At 68.6% G+C, this 15,447-nt stretch carries 12 protein-coding genes; 4 read left to right on the forward strand and 8 right to left on the reverse strand.

Annotated elements, in window-relative coordinates:
* Positions 1-2 precede the first annotated feature (2 nt).
* From AC1D2H_RS06900 to AC1D2H_RS06915, 4 genes are read left to right on the forward strand one after another with little or no spacing between them, the layout of a single operon-like run.
* A complete protein-coding gene (locus AC1D2H_RS06900) occupies positions 3-2,297 on the forward strand; it encodes a hypothetical protein (RefSeq protein ID WP_478010404.1) in 2,295 nt (764 codons plus the stop codon).
* A complete protein-coding gene (locus AC1D2H_RS06905) occupies positions 2,294-3,586 on the forward strand; it encodes an esterase/lipase family protein (RefSeq protein ID WP_478010405.1) in 1,293 nt (430 codons plus the stop codon). Before AC1D2H_RS06900 ends, AC1D2H_RS06905 begins: the two co-directional genes overlap by 4 nt.
* A 28-nt stretch (positions 3,587-3,614) precedes the next feature.
* A complete protein-coding gene (locus AC1D2H_RS06910; RefSeq protein WP_478010406.1) occupies positions 3,615-5,705 on the forward strand; it encodes a prolyl oligopeptidase family serine peptidase in 2,091 nt (696 codons plus the stop codon).
* A 13-nt stretch (positions 5,706-5,718) separates the two neighbouring features.
* The gene (locus AC1D2H_RS06915; RefSeq protein ID WP_477933351.1) at positions 5,719-6,096 is read left to right on the forward strand and encodes a VOC family protein; all 378 of its coding nucleotides are present in this window, start codon (positions 5,719-5,721) and stop codon (positions 6,094-6,096) included.
* 9 nt (positions 6,097-6,105) lie between these two features.
* Here AC1D2H_RS06915 and AC1D2H_RS06920 read toward each other — a convergent pair whose 3' ends face one another.
* The 8 genes from AC1D2H_RS06920 to mnmG form a co-directional block, all read right to left on the reverse strand.
* The gene (locus AC1D2H_RS06920; protein ID WP_478010407.1) at positions 6,106-8,367 is read right to left on the reverse strand and encodes a beta-glucosidase; all 2,262 of its coding nucleotides are present in this window, start codon (positions 8,365-8,367) and stop codon (positions 6,106-6,108) included.
* 139 nt (positions 8,368-8,506) lie between these two features.
* Positions 8,507-9,544: an OmpA family protein gene (locus AC1D2H_RS06925; protein WP_478010408.1), complete on the reverse strand. Its 1,038-nt coding sequence runs from the start codon at positions 9,542-9,544 to the stop codon at positions 8,507-8,509.
* The gene (locus AC1D2H_RS06930; protein WP_478010409.1) at positions 9,541-10,566 is read right to left on the reverse strand and encodes an OmpA family protein; all 1,026 of its coding nucleotides are present in this window, start codon (positions 10,564-10,566) and stop codon (positions 9,541-9,543) included. The genes AC1D2H_RS06925 and AC1D2H_RS06930 overlap by 4 nt, the downstream gene beginning before the upstream one ends.
* A 112-nt stretch (positions 10,567-10,678) precedes the next feature.
* Positions 10,679-11,425, reverse strand: coding sequence for a GNAT family N-acetyltransferase (locus tag AC1D2H_RS06935; RefSeq protein ID WP_478010410.1), 747 nt, complete (start codon positions 11,423-11,425; stop codon positions 10,679-10,681).
* Entirely contained in the window at positions 11,418-11,957 is a 540-nt protein-coding gene (locus AC1D2H_RS06940; protein ID WP_478010411.1) for an N-acetyltransferase family protein, read from the reverse strand. Before AC1D2H_RS06940 ends, AC1D2H_RS06935 begins: the two co-directional genes overlap by 8 nt.
* Positions 11,954-12,727: a ParA family protein gene (locus AC1D2H_RS06945; protein ID WP_477933363.1), complete on the reverse strand. Its 774-nt coding sequence runs from the start codon at positions 12,725-12,727 to the stop codon at positions 11,954-11,956. The genes AC1D2H_RS06940 and AC1D2H_RS06945 overlap by 4 nt, the downstream gene beginning before the upstream one ends.
* Positions 12,728-12,804: 77 nt before the next feature.
* Positions 12,805-13,431 (reverse strand): 16S rRNA (guanine(527)-N(7))-methyltransferase RsmG, encoded by a 627-nt coding sequence (gene rsmG, locus AC1D2H_RS06950; RefSeq protein WP_478010412.1) that lies wholly within the window; start codon positions 13,429-13,431, stop codon positions 12,805-12,807.
* Entirely contained in the window at positions 13,428-15,377 is a 1,950-nt protein-coding gene (mnmG, locus tag AC1D2H_RS06955) for a tRNA uridine-5-carboxymethylaminomethyl(34) synthesis enzyme MnmG (RefSeq protein ID WP_478010426.1), read from the reverse strand. Before mnmG ends, rsmG begins: the two co-directional genes overlap by 4 nt.
* Positions 15,378-15,447 lie beyond the last annotated feature (70 nt).

Below are 15,447 nucleotides of genomic sequence, written 5' to 3' on the forward strand. Positions count from 1 at the left end.
TGATGTCGAAGACTGCAGGCACTGATCCTGTTCTGGCCCGGATCTCGTTGGTCATTCCGGGCCGCACGATCGCCTTGGGCGGCCAGCCCGAGGAGGGCGTGCCCGTGTGCCGGCTCGACACCGAAGCCATGCGCTGGACCTATGTGCTGCGGGCACGCGAACGCTGGCTGAGTTCGAGCGAAGCCAGCAACGCCCGTGAGGAGCAGGCCAACCGCACGCTGAAAGGTTTCGGCCTGAAGGATGCCGATCTCGAGGCGCTGGCCCGCGCGCCGCGTGTCGTCGTGCGCATGCCCTACACGTCCGAGCACAAGGGCTGGCAGGGCCGCATCTTTCCCTGGGAATACCTGCTGGCCAAGGCCACGCGGCGCTATCGCAATGTGGACAACCAACGCTTCACCGTGATGCGTGAAGTGGTGACCCCGGCGCCGGCCCGCTGGCAGAAGTCCCCTCAGCCCAGCCTGCTCTATGTGCAGAGCGCTCCCGGCGGCCTGCGGCAGACCTGGGATTTCAGCGCCGAGACCAAACGGCTCAAGGCGGCCCTGGGGGGCATCCGGCTGATGGAGTTGAAAGACCCGAGCTGGCAGCAGCTGCACGACGTCGTGAAGGCGCACCAGCCCGACCTCATCCACCTGAGCGGCTTCGACAACCTGGCCGGCCTGAAGGCCTTGCGCGATCTGGTACCGGACGGCGAAGCGGTGGAGGCCGAATTCGGGCCGATGCGGCTGGACGACGTGCTGGCCAAGGAAGCCAGCGTGCCCGACGGCATGCTGCTGGCCGGCGAGACCGGCGGCGCCGCCGTCGTCGGTGCGCAGCGGCTGGCCGAAGCGCTGGGCGCGGGGGGCGAGCACTGCGCCTATTTCGTCTCGCTCAGCCTCGAAAACTCGGCCGCACGCACGGCGGCTCTCATCGTGGCCGAGCGCGCGGCCCTGTCGGCCGTGGGCTTCCAGGACGCGATCGAGAATCAGTTGGTGGACTTCTTCTTCGAGCTGGTCTACAGCCAGCTCGACCAGGCCGTGTGGAACCTGCCGCTGGCCTTCGAGAGCGCCTGGAAGCGCGCGCGCAAGGAGCCGCGGGCCACACGGGCCACCGGCGTCACGCTGTGGATGGGCGCGCCGCTGAACGAGGCCGCTTTCACCGAGGGCGAACCCGCCGCGGCCGAGTTGCGCGATGCCGGCACGCCGCCGCGCCTGCTGGCCGTGCCCGAAGAAGAGCTCAACTACTCGGTGCTGCACAACAACGGGCGGCTGTTCCGCCAGATCGTCGTGGAACGTGGCAACGCCAGGCCCGACGATGGCTTGAGCGTCGACGTGGAGCTGCAGCTCGGGCCTGAACAGGCGCGCTGGCGCAAGCGCTTCGCGGCCGGCGAGACACGCTTTGACCTCAGCAACGAGGTGCATGTGCCGCTGACCGCGGCGCTGATGCGTTCGCTGCAGGAAGCGGTCAACAGCACCTTGATGGTCCAGCTCAGCCACAACGACAAGGTGCTGACGCGCGACAGCCATCGCCTGCGCCTGCTGCCGGTGGACCAGTGGCGCGACAACGACAAGGACGGCCAGTGGCTGCCTTCCTTCGTGCTGCCGCGCGATCCGGCCGTCGTCAGCGCGGTGGAACTGGCGCAGCGCTATGTGCGCATCCTGCGCGACAACCCCAGCGCCGGCTTCGAGGGCTATCAGGCCGCGCCCAGCACCGAGGAAGAACAGCTGCGCGAGGTCGATCTGCAGGTGCAGGCGATCTGGGCCGCCCTGCTGCATGAGTGGCGGCTCGGCTATATCAACCCGCCGCCGTCGTACAGCGGCAAGCTCGATTCGCAGCGCCTGCGCACGCCCAGCACCATCCTCGGTGCGCGGGCCGGCACCTGCATCGACCTGGCCCTGCTGTTTGCCGCCTGCCTGGAGCTGATCGACGTCTACCCCGTCATCTTCCTGCTCAACGGCCATGCGCTGCCGGGCTATTGGCGGCACAACAGCTTCCAGGCCGACTATCTGGCGGTCAGCGGCGATGGCGCGCATGGCGCCATGGCCGGCGCCGCGGATCGCAATTCCTCCGCCAGCCTGCAGCGCTATGCCTGGCAGGCGATCGGCAATGCCCCCTACCGCGAGGTCAGGCAGCTGATCCGCGCGCGGCGCCTGGTGCCCATCGAGACGGTGCGGCTGACCGAGCACTGCGGTTTCGTGGAGGCGGTGGAGGCGGGCATCGACGCGCTGTCCGAAGCGGAAGACTTCCACTCGGTGCTGGACATCGTGACGGCGCGCATGAGCGGCATCACGCCCCTGCCCATCGTGGAGGAGAGGCCATGAGCGGTAACCAACTTTGGGCCGACGTGAGCGCCCGTCTGGTGCTCGAAGAGGAGCCGACCGAGGTCAGCACCCTGCCCATCGGCCAGCGCCGCCGGCGCGCCGCGGCGCGCGACGCCGATGGCCGCGCCAAGGTCGAGCTGGTGCGCGACGAGGACGGCCTGCTGCGCTGGGTCTATTCGCCGCCGACCACGCCCGGCGGCACGGGGCGGCGCTCCTACCGGTCGATTCGCGTGGCGCCGGACGACGTCGTGCAAAGCTTTCGCTTCAACGACTTCGGTGCCAATGCGGTCACCGACAAGCTGATCGCGGCCGATGACTGGTTGACGCCCGACAAGGGCATGCAGCGCTGGCAGGACGGCCGCCTGGTGAACGACGTCCAGCCCAGGATAGACAAGGGCCGCGTGCTGCTGCTGGTGCATGGCACCTTCAGCAAGTCGCAGATGTGGTTCGACGAGCTGCAGGCCACCGACGCCGGCAAGAAACTGCTCGCCGGCTGGCAGCAGAAGTACAGCGCCATCCTGGCCTTTGGCCACGCCACGCTGTCCGTGGCGRCCTGGTCCAACGCCCTGGATCTGCACAGTGCCCTGCAGGACGTCAGCGCGCCCATCGACGTGGTCTGCCACAGCCGGGGCGGCCTGGTCGTGGGCTGGCTGATGCGGCTGCGCGCCGTGCCGGTGGAGCGCGTCATCTTCGTGGCGTCGCCGCTGGTGGGCACCAGCCTGGCCGCGCCGGACAAGCTGCGTGCGGCCCTCGACATGATCGCCAGCTATGCCGATGCGGTGTCGACGCTCAGCAAGCATGCGACGGGCATCGTGCCCTTTGCCGAGGGCGTTTCGCTGCTGGCCAAGATCTTCGGCAAGGTGCTGCATCTGGGCAGCACCACGCCCATCGTCGACGCGGCGGTGGGCCTGGTGCCGGGCCTCGCGACGCAGCAGCTGGTCAAGAACAACAACGATGTGCGGCAATTGTTTGCCGCGCCCTGGCTCAGCAGCCCCCAGATGTCCGGCATCGGCGCCTCTTTCCAGCCCGACGAGAGCGCCCAGCCGATCTGGAAGTTCTGGCGGCGCTTCAGCCACATTGGCGACCAGGTCAAGTACGGTGCGGCCGATCTGGTGTTCCCCGGCCCCAACGACCTGGTGGTGGACGTGGACTCGATGTTCCGTCTCGGCGAGGGCGGCAACATCACGTTCGAGGCCCTCGGCGTGGGCCCGACCACGCACCACACCAACTACTTCCGCGATGAGCGGGTGATCGGCTATCTGGTCGATCAGTTGTCGATCCAGAACTGAGCTGCTTCGCTCTTGGAGGTCTCGCAGCATGAAACCTTGCGCTCTCTTCCTCACCCTCCTGGCTTCGGCGGCGGCCGCGGCACCACCAGCCACCCTGCCTTTCAAGGAAACGGTGCACGGCATCACGCTGGCCGACGAGTACCGCTGGATGGAAGACCCGGCCCGGGCTGGCGACATGAGCACCTGGGTGCTGTCCGAGTCTGCAGCGGCCCAGGCTGCACTGCGGGCACTGCCCGAGCGCGCGGCATTTGCCGCCAGGCTCAGGGAGGTGTCGTCCGATCTGACGAAGGTCCGGGACGTGCAGATCGCCGGCCCGGTGACGGTGTTCCGTCGCACCTCGGCAGGCGACAAGACCGCCAAGCTCATGGTGCGCGAGAACGGCAGGGAGCGGGTGCTGCTGGACCCCAACACCGCGTCGGGCTCGGTCGTCGCCATCAACAACGTCTCGCTGTCGCCCGACGGCAAGCTCGTCGCCGTGCACCAGGCCAAGGGCGGCGGCGAGGTCGGTGAGATCGCCGTCTACGACATCGCCACGGGCCAGGTGGTCGGCACGCCTTTCGAGCAGATCTGGGGCGAGTTCCCGCTGCAATGGCTGGGTGGCGACTGGGTGAGCTACACGCAGATGGCCGCGGCGGGCAGCCGCGCCGATCCCATCATGGGCATGCGCACCTTCCTGAAGCGGGTGACGGAGGCCGGCCCTGGGCGCGCCGTTCTCGGGGCCGACACCCCTGGCCCCGCTTTTCCCGAGAAGGACTTCCCCATCGTTCGCGCCGCACCGTGGAGCGAGTGGGTCGTGGGCATGGGCGCCGGTGCCCGTGCGGACGCCAATTACTGGATCGCCCGCAAGGCCGATCTGGTGGCAGGCCAGCCGGCCTGGCTGCCGTTGGCGACGCTGGAAGACAGGGCCAGCGACGCGGACCTGTTCGGCGATGCGGCCTTCGTGTTGACCACGCGGGCGAACGCGTCGGGCGCGATCGTGCGCCGGCCCGTCAGCGGCGCCGGCCTGGGCGCCCCGGCGACGGTGTTCGAGGGCGACGGGCGGCTGTTCCTGACGTCCCTCATCGTCGCCAAGGACGGCATCTATGTCGCCGCACAGTCGGACGGCGTGACCCGGCTGTTCTACAGCCCCGACGGGCAACGCAAGTTCACGGAGATCAAGTTGCCTATCGAGGCCGGCGACATCCTCGATACGCGCGTCAGCATCGACGGCAGTGGCGTCACGCTCGGCCTGATGGGCTGGTTGTCCAATGTGCGGACCTATGCCCTGGTGAAGGGCAGGATCAGCGACACGGGCTTGGGCAGCCAGACCTGGGCCGGCGCGCGCGCCATGCAGGTGGATCGCCTGCAGGCCAGGAGCGCCGACGGCACGCTGGTGCCGCTGGTGGTGCTGCGCCGCAAGGGCGTGCTCCCCAAGGGCGGTCTGCCCACCATCCTGGAGGCCTACGGCGCCTACGGCACGCCCTCGACGACACCCGTCTACTGGCGCGACTTCATGGCCTGGGTCGCGCAAGGCGGCGCGATGGCCTTCTGCGGCGTGCGGGGCGGCAACGAGCGCGGCCGCGCCTGGCACGAGGGCGGCCGCAGCGCCAACAAGCCCAACGGCCATGCCGACTTCATCGCCTGCGCGACGACGCTCAAGGCCCGCGGCATTGCCACCGCCAAGGGGGTTGTCGCCGTGGGCACCAGTGCGGGCGGTGCCCTCGTCCCGCCGGCGGTCCTGAAGGCGCCTGGCGCCTTTGCAGGCATGGTGCCGCGCGTGGCGGTGCTCAACACGTCGCGGCTGGGCGCCGCGGCCAACGGTGCCAACCAGTTCGACGAGTTCGGTGACCCGGCCACGCCGCAAGGCTTCAAGGCCCTCGTCGCCATGGACGCCTACCAGGCGCTGGCCACGGCGACGGACATGCCGGATACCTTGCTGACCATCGGACTGAACGACAAGCGCGTCAGCCCGTGGATGAGCGCCAAGTTCGCCGCGCGCGCACAGGCCCGGTTCGGCGACAGGCGCAAGGTGTGGCTGCGTGCCGAAACGGATGGCGGCCACGGCATCGGCACTGCGGAGGAAGCGCATGCCGCCGAATACGCCGACATCTTTGCCTTTGCCTGGGACCGCAGCCGCTGATCACGGAGAAGCCATGTTCGACCATGTCAAGTTCGGCGTCAGCGACTTCGCCGCCAGCAAGTCCTTCTACGCCGCGGCCCTTGCGCCGCTGGGGGTGACGGTCGTTGCGGAGGGGGTGCCGACCTATGGCGCCGAGCTTTGCCGCCCGGACGACAACTGCTCCTTGTGCATCTTCCAGACCGAAGAGAAGCCGGCGCATCTGCACCTGGCTTTCGTGGCCGCGAGTCGCGAGCAGGTCGACGCCTTCTACCTTGCGGCGCTGGCGGCCGGCGGGCAGGACAACGGCCCGCCCGGCCTGCGCCCGAACTACCACGCGAACTACTACGCCGCCTTTGTCATCGGCCCGGACGGGCACAACCTCGAGGCGGTGTGCCAGGCGCCCGAGGCCTGAGCTGGCGCATCAACGCCGAATCTGTGCGGACGTGAACCGGCGACCCGCGAGCGACAGCCTTGCGGTAGCGCGGATGTCGTCTGAGCCCGCGCCGAGCTGCACTTCATAGCTGCCGGGCGCGATGACCCATTCACCCGTCGCGACGTCGAAACGCGCCAGCAGCCGGGGATCGATCCTGATCGCGCTGCTGCCGGCCTGGCCGGGCTTCAGGCTCAGCTTGTCGAATCCGACCAGGCGGCGCGGGGCCTCCCACTGGGCGCCCTGCGGCGCACGGATATAGACCTGGCCCACCGAGGCGCCTTCGCGGCTGCCGGCGTTGCGAGTCGAGAACCTGACGGTGACCTGTGCCCTGGTCTGCTCGGCCTTCAGGCCGCCCAGCTCGAAGGCGGTGTACGACAGGCCATGGCCAAAGGCGTACAGCGGCTTGTGCCCATGCAGGTCGAACCACTTGTAGCCCACGGCCGCCCCCTCGGTGTAGCGGACCGTGAACGCGGGGCCGTCGGACTTGCCGGCGATCTGCGCGCGCACGAGCTGGTCCGTGCCCGCGGGGAAGGTGATGGGTAAGTGGCCGGACGGGTTGACCGCGCCCGTGAGCAGCCGGGCGATGGCCTCGCCACCGGCGGCGCCCGGGTAGAAGGCCGCCAGGATGCCCTTCACGTCCTTGTGCCAGGGCATGAGGACGGCGCCGCCGCTCTCGACGACGACGACCGCATTCGGGTTGGCCTTGGCGACCGCGGCGACGACGGCGTCCTGGTTGCCTTCCAGGCTCAGCGACGGCGCATCCAGCGACTCGGCCGTCCACTGGTGGACGAAGACGATGGCGACATCGGCAGCGGCGGCGGCCTTGCTGGCGGCGTCGACATCGGTGCCCGCATCGAAGGCGAACTGCGTTGCCGGCAGCAGTTCCTGCAAGGCCTTCAGCGGCGACGACGGTTGCCACACCTGCGTCAACCAGCCGCCGGGGCCGAGGCCCGGCACGGCGTTGCCGCCGATGGGCGTGACGACGGCCGAGCCGCCACCCGCGAGCACGGCCTTGTCGGCGTAGCTGCCGATGATGGCCACACGCCCGGGCGCTGCGCTCGGGGAAAGGGGCAGCACGCCCCCCTCGTTCTTCAGCAGCACCAGCGACTGCTCGGCGGCCGACTGCGAGACCTTCGCGTTGGCGGCAAAGTCGATGGGGCCGGCCTTCACGGGGTGGTCCATCACGCCCTTGTCGAACATCGCCCAGAGGATGCGCCGGGCCATGTCGTCAATGCGCGCCAGGGACACCGAGCCGTCGTCGACGGCGTCCTTCAGCGGCTTGCCGAAGTAGGCGACCTTGTCGAAGGGGAAGCCGGACTGCTGGTCCAGCCCGCCATTGGCGTCCTGCACCGTCGAGTGCACGGCGCCCCAGTCCGACATGACATAGCCCTTGTAGCCCCAGTCGCGCTTGAGCACCTGGTTCTGCCACTTGTCGTTCTGGCAGGCATGGACGTCGTTGATGCGGTTGTAGGAGCACATCACCGAGCCCGGGCTGGACTTCTCGATGGCGAGCTCGAAGGCCAGCGCGTCGCTCATGCGCAGCGCGGCCTCCGAGATCTGCGCACTGACGATGTTGCGGCCGGTCTCCTGCGAGTTGATCAGGTAGTGCTTGACCGTCGAGATGATGTGGTTGGCCTGCACGCCGCGGATCAGCCCGGCGCCCATCTCGGCAGCCAGCAGCGGGTCTTCGCCGGTGTATTCGAAGTTGCGGCCGTTCTGCGGCTCGCGCGCCAGGTTGACGCCGCCCGCCAGCATGACGTTGAAGCCCGACAGCCGCGCCTCCTGGCCGATCATCTTGCCGCCCGCCTCCGCCACGCGCGGGTCCCAGCTGGCGGCCGTGGCCAGCGACGACGGCAGGGAGGTGCGCTCCAGGTAGGGGTTGCGCACGCCGATGGAGGCGTCGGCCTGGTGCTGGGCCGGGATGCCCAGGCGCGCGATGCCGGGGATGTAGCCGGCGGAGCCGGGAATCACCGTGGCGATGACCTCCTTGGTGTTGACACCGGGAATCAGGCTGCTATCCACCTGCGCCAACTGGTCGCCCGAGGCATAGCCGAACAGCAGCAGCAGCTTCTCCTCCAGCGTCATCGCCTTGAGCAGCAGCTCGGTGCGCTGCACGGAGGACTTGGTTCGGTCTGTCCAAGGCTGGGCCGAGGTGATGGCAGCGGTGGTCGCGGCATTGGCGGCGTGCACCGTCGGGGCAGCAGCGCAGAGCGCCATCGTCACGGCCGTTGCGACCAGGGAAGCGGACATTGTTTTCATGGCGGGCGGGCGCTTTTCCGCTGGGCGTGGAAGCGCTTTCCAGATCAAGGAGGGCGGGCGGACTCTACCTGGGATAGCGGTGTCCTGCCCATCGCCGGGGGCCGCCGGCCCCAGCGATTTTTGGCGCGCGCTACTGCGCGACCAGCTCCACGCGCCGGTTCCTCGCCCGCCCGGCCTCGTCGCCATTGCCGGCCACCGGGGCGAGCGAGGCCAGGCCCTTGGCGCTGAGGCGCTTGGGGTCGACCTTGTAGGGCGCCGCCGTCAGGGCCAGCACGACGGCGCGGGCGCGCTCCATGCTCAGCGCCTGGTTGGCCTCGAAGCTGCCGACGTTGTCGGTGTGGCCGACGATGTAAGCCTTCAGCATGGGCTGGTTCTTCATCAGCTCGGCCATCGCGTCGAGCTGGGCCTTGGACTCGGGCTTGAGCTCGGTCTTGCCGGTGTCGAAGAATAGGCCGGTCAGCGTCACGCGGCCTTCCGCCACGAGGCCGGCCTGCAGGGCATTGGGGTCGACCGTGACCTGGCCGGTCTCCATGGCCTTGGGCTCGACGACCTGCACATAGGTGGCCACCATGCCGGTCGTCGCATTGGCGGCCAGCGAGTTGTAGATCAGCACCGTGGCTTCCTGGCCGGGCTTGCCCAGGGTGCCGACCAGCATGCGGCCTTCGTCGCCGGACAGGGCCGACGTCAGGCTGTAGCGGCCGCTGGTGGGTGTGTCGACCGTGCCCTTGGCCCAGACGAAGCCCTTGGTCGGATCGCTCTGCTTGAGCCAGGCGAAGTAGAGGTCGAAGCAGTCGCGCTCGCACGAGAAGCGCTTCTTGAAGCCGGCCGCATTCAGCGCCTGCTCGTAGTTGCGCCAGACCTCCAGGTTGGCCTTGCCGCGCGGCGCGATGTAGACGGTCTGCGTGACCTTGCCTTCGAGGTTGAGCAGCGGGTCCTTGAACTGGCGCTTGTCGGCCTTGGACAGTTCGGTGCCGGGCGGAATGACGGCGGCGTCCCAGTTGGAGACGCGCTGGCCGGCCAGCCAGGAGCCGGCGAAGCGCCTGATGAGGGGGTGGTCGGCGGCGCCGGGCACGTCGGGATAGGGGGCGTCGGCGGCGAAGGCTGCGGTCTGGGCGAGGAGGGCCAGCAGGGCGACGGTCAGGCGGGTGTTGATCATCTTGGCAGTCATTGAAGGACCATTTCGACACGGCGGTTCTTGGCGCGGCCGTCTTCGCTGGTGTTGGTGGCGACAGGGGCAAAGCCGGCATTGCCATGCGGCTGCAGGCGGCTCGCGGCGATGCCACGCTGCGTCAGCGCAGCGGTGACGGCCTGGGCGCGGCCCTGGCTGAGCTTGAGGTTGGCGTCCACGCTGCCGACGTTGTCGGTGTGGCCGACGATGAAGACCTTGAGGGCCGGCTGGGCCTTGAGCACGGCCGCCATCTGGTCGAGCTGGGCATTGCTGTCGGGCTTGATGTCGGTCTTGCCGGTGTCGAAGAACAGGCCGTAGAGAGCGATCCTGCCTTCGGCCTGCAGGCCCGCGCCGATGGCCTTGGCATCGACCGTGACCTGGCCCGTGGGCATGGCCTTGGGCTCGACGATCTCGACGTAGGTGGCGGCGCGGTTGGTTTCGCTGTTCTCGGCCATGGAGGTGAACAGCAGCACATTCAACGTGCGGCCGCCGCTGCTCAGCGTGCCGACCATCATGCGGGCCTGCTCATAGCTGATGGCCATCTCCAGGTTCCAGGCGCCGCTGCCGGTGGCCGAAGGCAGGTTGCCCTCTGACCAGCGCATGCCCTTGGCGCGCTCCGTGCCGTCGAGTGCGAAGTAGGCCTTGGTGCAGCCCTGGGCTTCGTTCTCGCACTGCCAGGTCGTCTTGAAGCCGGCGGCGGTCAGGGCCTGCTGGTAGTTGCGGTAGACCTCCAGCGGGCTCTTGCCCAGCGGGGCCAGGTAGAACAGGCGGGTGACCTTGCCTTCCAGACTGACCGGGTTGGCGAACTTGTCGTTCTCGGTCTTGGACACGCCGCGGGCGTCGGGGAAGCTGCGCTGTTCCCAGTCCTGCTGGGCATAGCCGGCGAGCACGCTGCCGGTGAAGCGCTTGAGGACCGGATGGTCGGCGCTCTTGGCGACGTCGGCCTTGGGGGCGTCGGCGACGGCCGTGGTGGCGAGGAGCAGGGAAGAGAGAAGAGCGAGGGCGGCGCGGAAGGGCGTCATGGGTGGGGGCGGGTTGGAGGCGCGATGTTGACGCAGCCAACGCGCGAGACCCTCGCCACAGCGACCTGCAAACGTGGGAGCCGAAAGGAGGGACGGGCCCTCGGCCTTCGACTCAGACCAGTTCTTTTTCCGGGCTGCGGTAGTGGTAGCGGTAGGCGAAGGTAAAGCCCATGCGCGTGTAGAGACGCTTGGCGACCTCGTTGTCGCTGCCCACCTGCAGATAGGCCTGGCGAGCGCCTTGCGCGTGCGCGAGCGCCAGCAGCGCGCGGCACAGGCGCTCCGCATGGCCCTGGCGCGGCACGGCGGAGAAGATGTCGTAGAGGCCGACGATGTCGCCGTCGACGACCATTTGCCCGCAGGCCAGCAGGGCGCCTGAGGCATCGTTCAGCGCAAAGCCCTGGTAGGTGACCGGGGCGTTAGCGATGCGCTCGGCGTGGGCATCGATGGCGGTCTGGGATGAGCCGCGCAGCGCGCCGACGGTGGCGGCGTAGGTGGGGGCATCGAGGGCCTGGAGAGCGGGGGGAGCGGGCTCGGCGGCGAGGTCGCCCAGCACCATCACATCCGCCGCATCGAAGGCGTTCCAGCCCTTGGCGGCGAGCAGGGCATCGAGATCGGCCGGTTGGCTCCAGGGTGTCACGCGCACCGYGAGCGGCAGGCCGGCCGCGTCATAGGCGCGCTGGCAGCGGGCCAGCAGCTCGTCCAGCGGCAGGGCGCCGGCGCGCAAGGCATTGATGCAGCGCGAGCGCTTGGCCTTGCCGGGCGACAGGCGGATCAGCCAGCCGTCGATGTCGGCCTGCTGGGGCGGGGCGCTGGCGTCCAGGCCGGCGTGTTCGGCGCGCAGGGCGAGGGGATCAAGCATCGGTCAGCAACGAAGAGGGATGGCGCCAGACGCAGCGCCATTCGGGCAGGCACACGCCACCAAAAGGCGGGGTCGTGCCGGGGTCGATGAACTCGGCACCCATGCGGGCATAGAAGCGCTTGGCGGCTTCGTTCTGGTCCAGCACCCAGAGATGCAGAGGCTGGGTATGCGCCGGCCCCAGTTCGCGGACGACGGCCTGCAGCAGCTGGCGGCCGATGCCGCCGCCCTTGAGGTCGGGGTGGACGTGCAGGTTGTCGACCAGCGTGCCGCAGACCGGGTCGTGGCCTGGCAGCACATAGGCAAAGCCGATCATCTGGCCGGCGGTGTCTTCCGCCACGATGCCGAAGGCTGGCGTGGTGGCCAGTCCCTGCAGTCGCTCGCGCCAGACGGCCTGGCGCTCGGCGAAGACCTCGTGGTCGAGGAAGCTGTCCGGCACGATGCCGCGGTAGGCACTGCGCCAGCTGATGGCGTGGAGGACGGCGACGCTGTCGGCGTCGTCGGCACGCATGGCACGCAAGGCGGCCGCGCTCACCGCATCGTCTCGATGCGCCTCACCATCTCCTTGGCGAAGTCGACAAAGGCCTGAGCCCCCTTGGAGCTCGGATCGAAGACGACGCCCGGCAGACCATAGCTCGGCGCCTCGGCCAGCCGTACGTTGCGCGGGATGACGGTGTCGAAGACCTTGTTGCCGAAGTGAGCCTTGAGCTGGTCGCTGACCTGCTGCTGCAGCGTGATGCGCGGGTCGAACATGACGCGCAGCAGGCCGATGATCTGCAGGTCGGGGTTCAGATTGGCGTGGATCTGCTTGATGGTGTTGACCAGATCGGTCAGGCCTTCGAGCGCGAAGTATTCGCACTGCATCGGCACGATGACGCCGTGGGCGCTGCACAGGCCGTTCAGCGTCAGCATGGACAGTGACGGCGGGCAGTCGATGAGGATGAAGTCGTAATCCTTGCCGGCTTCGGCCAGTGCCGCCTTCAACCGTGCCTCGCGGCGTTCCAGCGCGACCAGATCCACCTCCGCGCCAGCCAGTTCGCGGTTGGCGCCGAGCACGTCGTAGCCGGCCTTTTCGGCACGGGTCTTGGCCTCGGCCAGGGAGGCGGACTCCAGCAGCACGTCGTAGACGGTCAGCTCCAGCTTGCGCTTGTCGATGCCCGAGCCCATGGTCGCGTTGCCCTGCGGATCCAGGTCGACCACCAGCACTCGCTGGCCGATCTGGGCCAGGCCGGCGGCGAGGTTGACGGTGGTGGTGGTCTTGCCGACGCCGCCCTTCTGGTTGGCGATGCAGAAAATCTTGGCCATGGGTTCCAGTTCTCGACTGCCGCCATCGTACCGGCGAGAGGGCGGGTCGACCCTCGGGCGCGACCCGTGAAGTGACCTCAGCGAGGCCGCATCCAGATGATGCAGCGCTGGGCGTCCAGGCCCGGGACGGCCAGTTGTTCCACGTGAAACACGTCCACGTCGGCGGGCAGGGCGGCGATTTCGTCGGCCGGATGCTGGCCCTTCATGGCCATCCAGACCGCGCCTTCAGCCAAATGCTGGCGGGTCAGGCTGGTGAAGTCGACCAGCGAGGCGAAGGCGCGCGAGGTGATGACGCCGAATGGCTCCGTCTTCAACTGCTCGACGCGGCTGTGCACGCCATGCAGATTCGGCAGCTTCAGCTCGGCCGCGACCTGCTGGATGAAGGTGGTCTTCTTGGCGACGGCGTCCACGCAGCTGACGTCGGTGCCGGGGAAGCAGATGGCGATGACGACGCCGGGCAGCCCGCCGCCGGCGCCGACGTCCATCAGCCGGGCAGGCGCGCCGTGCCTTTGAAGCGGTGCGATGACGGAGAGGCTATCCACCAGATGGTGGCTCAGCATCTGTGCCGGGTCACGCACAGCGGTCAGGTTGTAGACCTTGTTCCACTTCTGCAGCAGGGCCAGATAGGCCAGCAGCTGGTCAAGTTGGATGTCGCTGAGTTCAAGGCCGAGTTCGGTGGCTGCCGCCTGGAGCGTGTCCCTCATGCCGCTTCAGCTTCCGTGAAGCCCTTGAACTTGCCCTTCTTCAGGTGCACCAGCAGCAGCGAGACCGCGGCCGGCGTGATGCCGGAGATGCGCGAGGCCTGGCCCAGCGTCTCGGGGCGGTGGGTGTTCAGCTTCTGGCGCGCCTCGAAGGAGAGGGCGTGGACCAGGCCGTAGTCCAGGTCTTCGGGCAGCTTCAGGTGCTCGAAGTGGGCGGCGCGGGCGACGTCATCGACCTGCTTGTTGATGTAGCCGGCGTACTTGGTGCTGATCTCGAGCTGCTCGGTGACGAGGTCGGCCAGCTCCTGGCCCAGCTCGGCGGTCAATGTTTCACGTGAAACGCCGGCTTCGGGCCGCGCAATCGACGCCACCTCGGCGATGGTGTCAAAGCCGACCCCAGGCCGGCGCAGCAGTTCGACCAGCGTGTATTCACGCTCCAGCGCCTTGCCGACCAGCCGCTCCGCATCCGCCGCAGGCAGGATGCCGGGATGCACCCAGGTGTTCTTCAGCTTCTCGGTTTCACGTGAAACAGCGTCGCGCTTGCGGTTGAAGGCGGCCCAGCGCTCGTCGTCCACCAGGCCCAACTGGCGGCCAGTCTCGGTGAGTCGCGCGTCGGCGTTGTCCTCGCGCAGTTGCAGCCGGAACTCGGCGCGGCTGGTGAACATGCGGTAGGGCTCGGTGACGCCCTTGGTGATGAGGTCGTCCACCAGCACGCCCAGGTAGGCCTGGTCCCGCGCCGGCGTCCAAGGGCCGTCGCCGCGCACCTGCAGTGCCGCGTTCAGGCCGGCGAACAGGCCTTGAGCGGCGGCTTCCTCGTAGCCGGTCGTGCCGTTGATCTGGCCGGCGAAGAAGAGCCCTTGGATGACCTTGGTCTCGAAGCTGGCCTTCAACCCGCGCGGGTCGAAGTAGTCGTACTCGATGGCGTAGCCGGGGCGCAGGATGTCGGCGTTCTCCAGGCCCGGGATGCTGCGCACCGCGGCGAGCTGGATGTCGAAGGGCAGGGAGGTGGAGATGCCGTTGGGGTAGAACTCGTGCGTCGTCAGGCCTTCGGGCTCCAGGAAGATCTGGTGCGAGTCCTTGTCGGCGAAACGGTTCACCTTGTCCTCGATGCTCGGGCAATAGCGCGGCCCCACGCCCTCGATGACGCCGGTGAACATCGGGCTGCGGTCGAAGCCGCTGCGGATGATCTCGTGCGTGCGCAGATTGGTGTGCGTGATCCAGCAGGGCACCTGCTGCGGATGCATGGCCTTGTTGCCCATGAAGCTGAACACCGGCACGGGATCGAGGTCGCCGGGCTGGGCTTCGCACTTGCTGAAGTCGATGGTGCGGCCATCGATGCGCGGCGGCGTGCCGGTCTTGAGCCGGCCCTGCGGCAGCTTCAGCTCCTTGAGGCGGGCCGACAGCGACACCGCCGGCGGGTCACCCGCGCGGCCGGCGCTGTAGTTCTCCAGACCGACGTGGATGCGGCCGTCCAGGAAGGTGCCGGCCGTCAGCACGACGGCGCGGGCGCGAAAACGGATGCCGGCCTGCGTGACGGCGCCGACGACGCGGTCGCCTTCCACCATCAGGTCGTCGACCGCCTGCTGGAAGATCTGCAGATTCGGCTGGTTCTCCAGCATGCGGCGGATGGCCGCCTTGTAGAGGATGCGGTCGGCTTGGGCGCGGGTGGCGCGCACGGCCGGGCCCTTGCTGCCGTTCAGGATGCGGAACTGGATGCCGCCTTCGTCGGTCGCCAGCGCCATCGCGCCGCCCAGGGCGTCCACTTCCTTGACGAGGTGGCCCTTGCCGATGCCGCCGATGCTGGGGTTGCAGCTCATCTGGCCCAGGGTCTCGATGTTGTGGGTCAGCAGCAGCGTCTGCGCGCCCATGCGGGCGGCAGCGAGCGCCGCCTCGGTGCCGGCATGGCCGCCGCCGACGACGATGACATCGAATTCCTTGGGGTAGAGCATCTCTTTATCCATTCCGCATTTCGGGCCGAGCGCTGGGCCGCTCCCGAGCCGGCCCGCTCTGGCGATGTGC

The organism is Roseateles sp. P1_C1_2, assembly GCF_056406535.1.

What these genes read in the sequence shown, in the direction of transcription:
- rsmG (WP_478010412.1), bottom strand. Translation starts at nt 13,431, where the DNA reads ATGAGGGACACGCTCCAGGCGGCAGCCACCGAACTCGGCCTTGAACTC.
- AC1D2H_RS06910 (WP_478010406.1), top strand. Translation starts at nt 3,615, where the DNA reads ATGAAACCTTGCGCTCTCTTCCTCACCCTCCTGGCTTCGGCGGCGGCC.
- AC1D2H_RS06915 (WP_477933351.1), top strand. Translation starts at nt 5,719, where the DNA reads ATGTTCGACCATGTCAAGTTCGGCGTCAGCGACTTCGCCGCCAGCAAG.
- AC1D2H_RS06930 (WP_478010409.1), bottom strand. Translation starts at nt 10,566, where the DNA reads ATGACGCCCTTCCGCGCCGCCCTCGCTCTTCTCTCTTCCCTGCTCCTC.
- AC1D2H_RS06900 (WP_478010404.1), top strand. Translation starts at nt 3, where the DNA reads ATGTCGAAGACTGCAGGCACTGATCCTGTTCTGGCCCGGATCTCGTTG.
- AC1D2H_RS06925 (WP_478010408.1), bottom strand. Translation starts at nt 9,544, where the DNA reads ATGACTGCCAAGATGATCAACACCCGCCTGACCGTCGCCCTGCTGGCC.
- AC1D2H_RS06920 (WP_478010407.1), bottom strand. Translation starts at nt 8,367, where the DNA reads ATGTCCGCTTCCCTGGTCGCAACGGCCGTGACGATGGCGCTCTGCGCT.
- AC1D2H_RS06945 (WP_477933363.1), bottom strand. Translation starts at nt 12,727, where the DNA reads ATGGCCAAGATTTTCTGCATCGCCAACCAGAAGGGCGGCGTCGGCAAG.
- mnmG (WP_478010426.1), bottom strand. Translation starts at nt 15,377, where the DNA reads ATGCTCTACCCCAAGGAATTCGATGTCATCGTCGTCGGCGGCGGCCAT.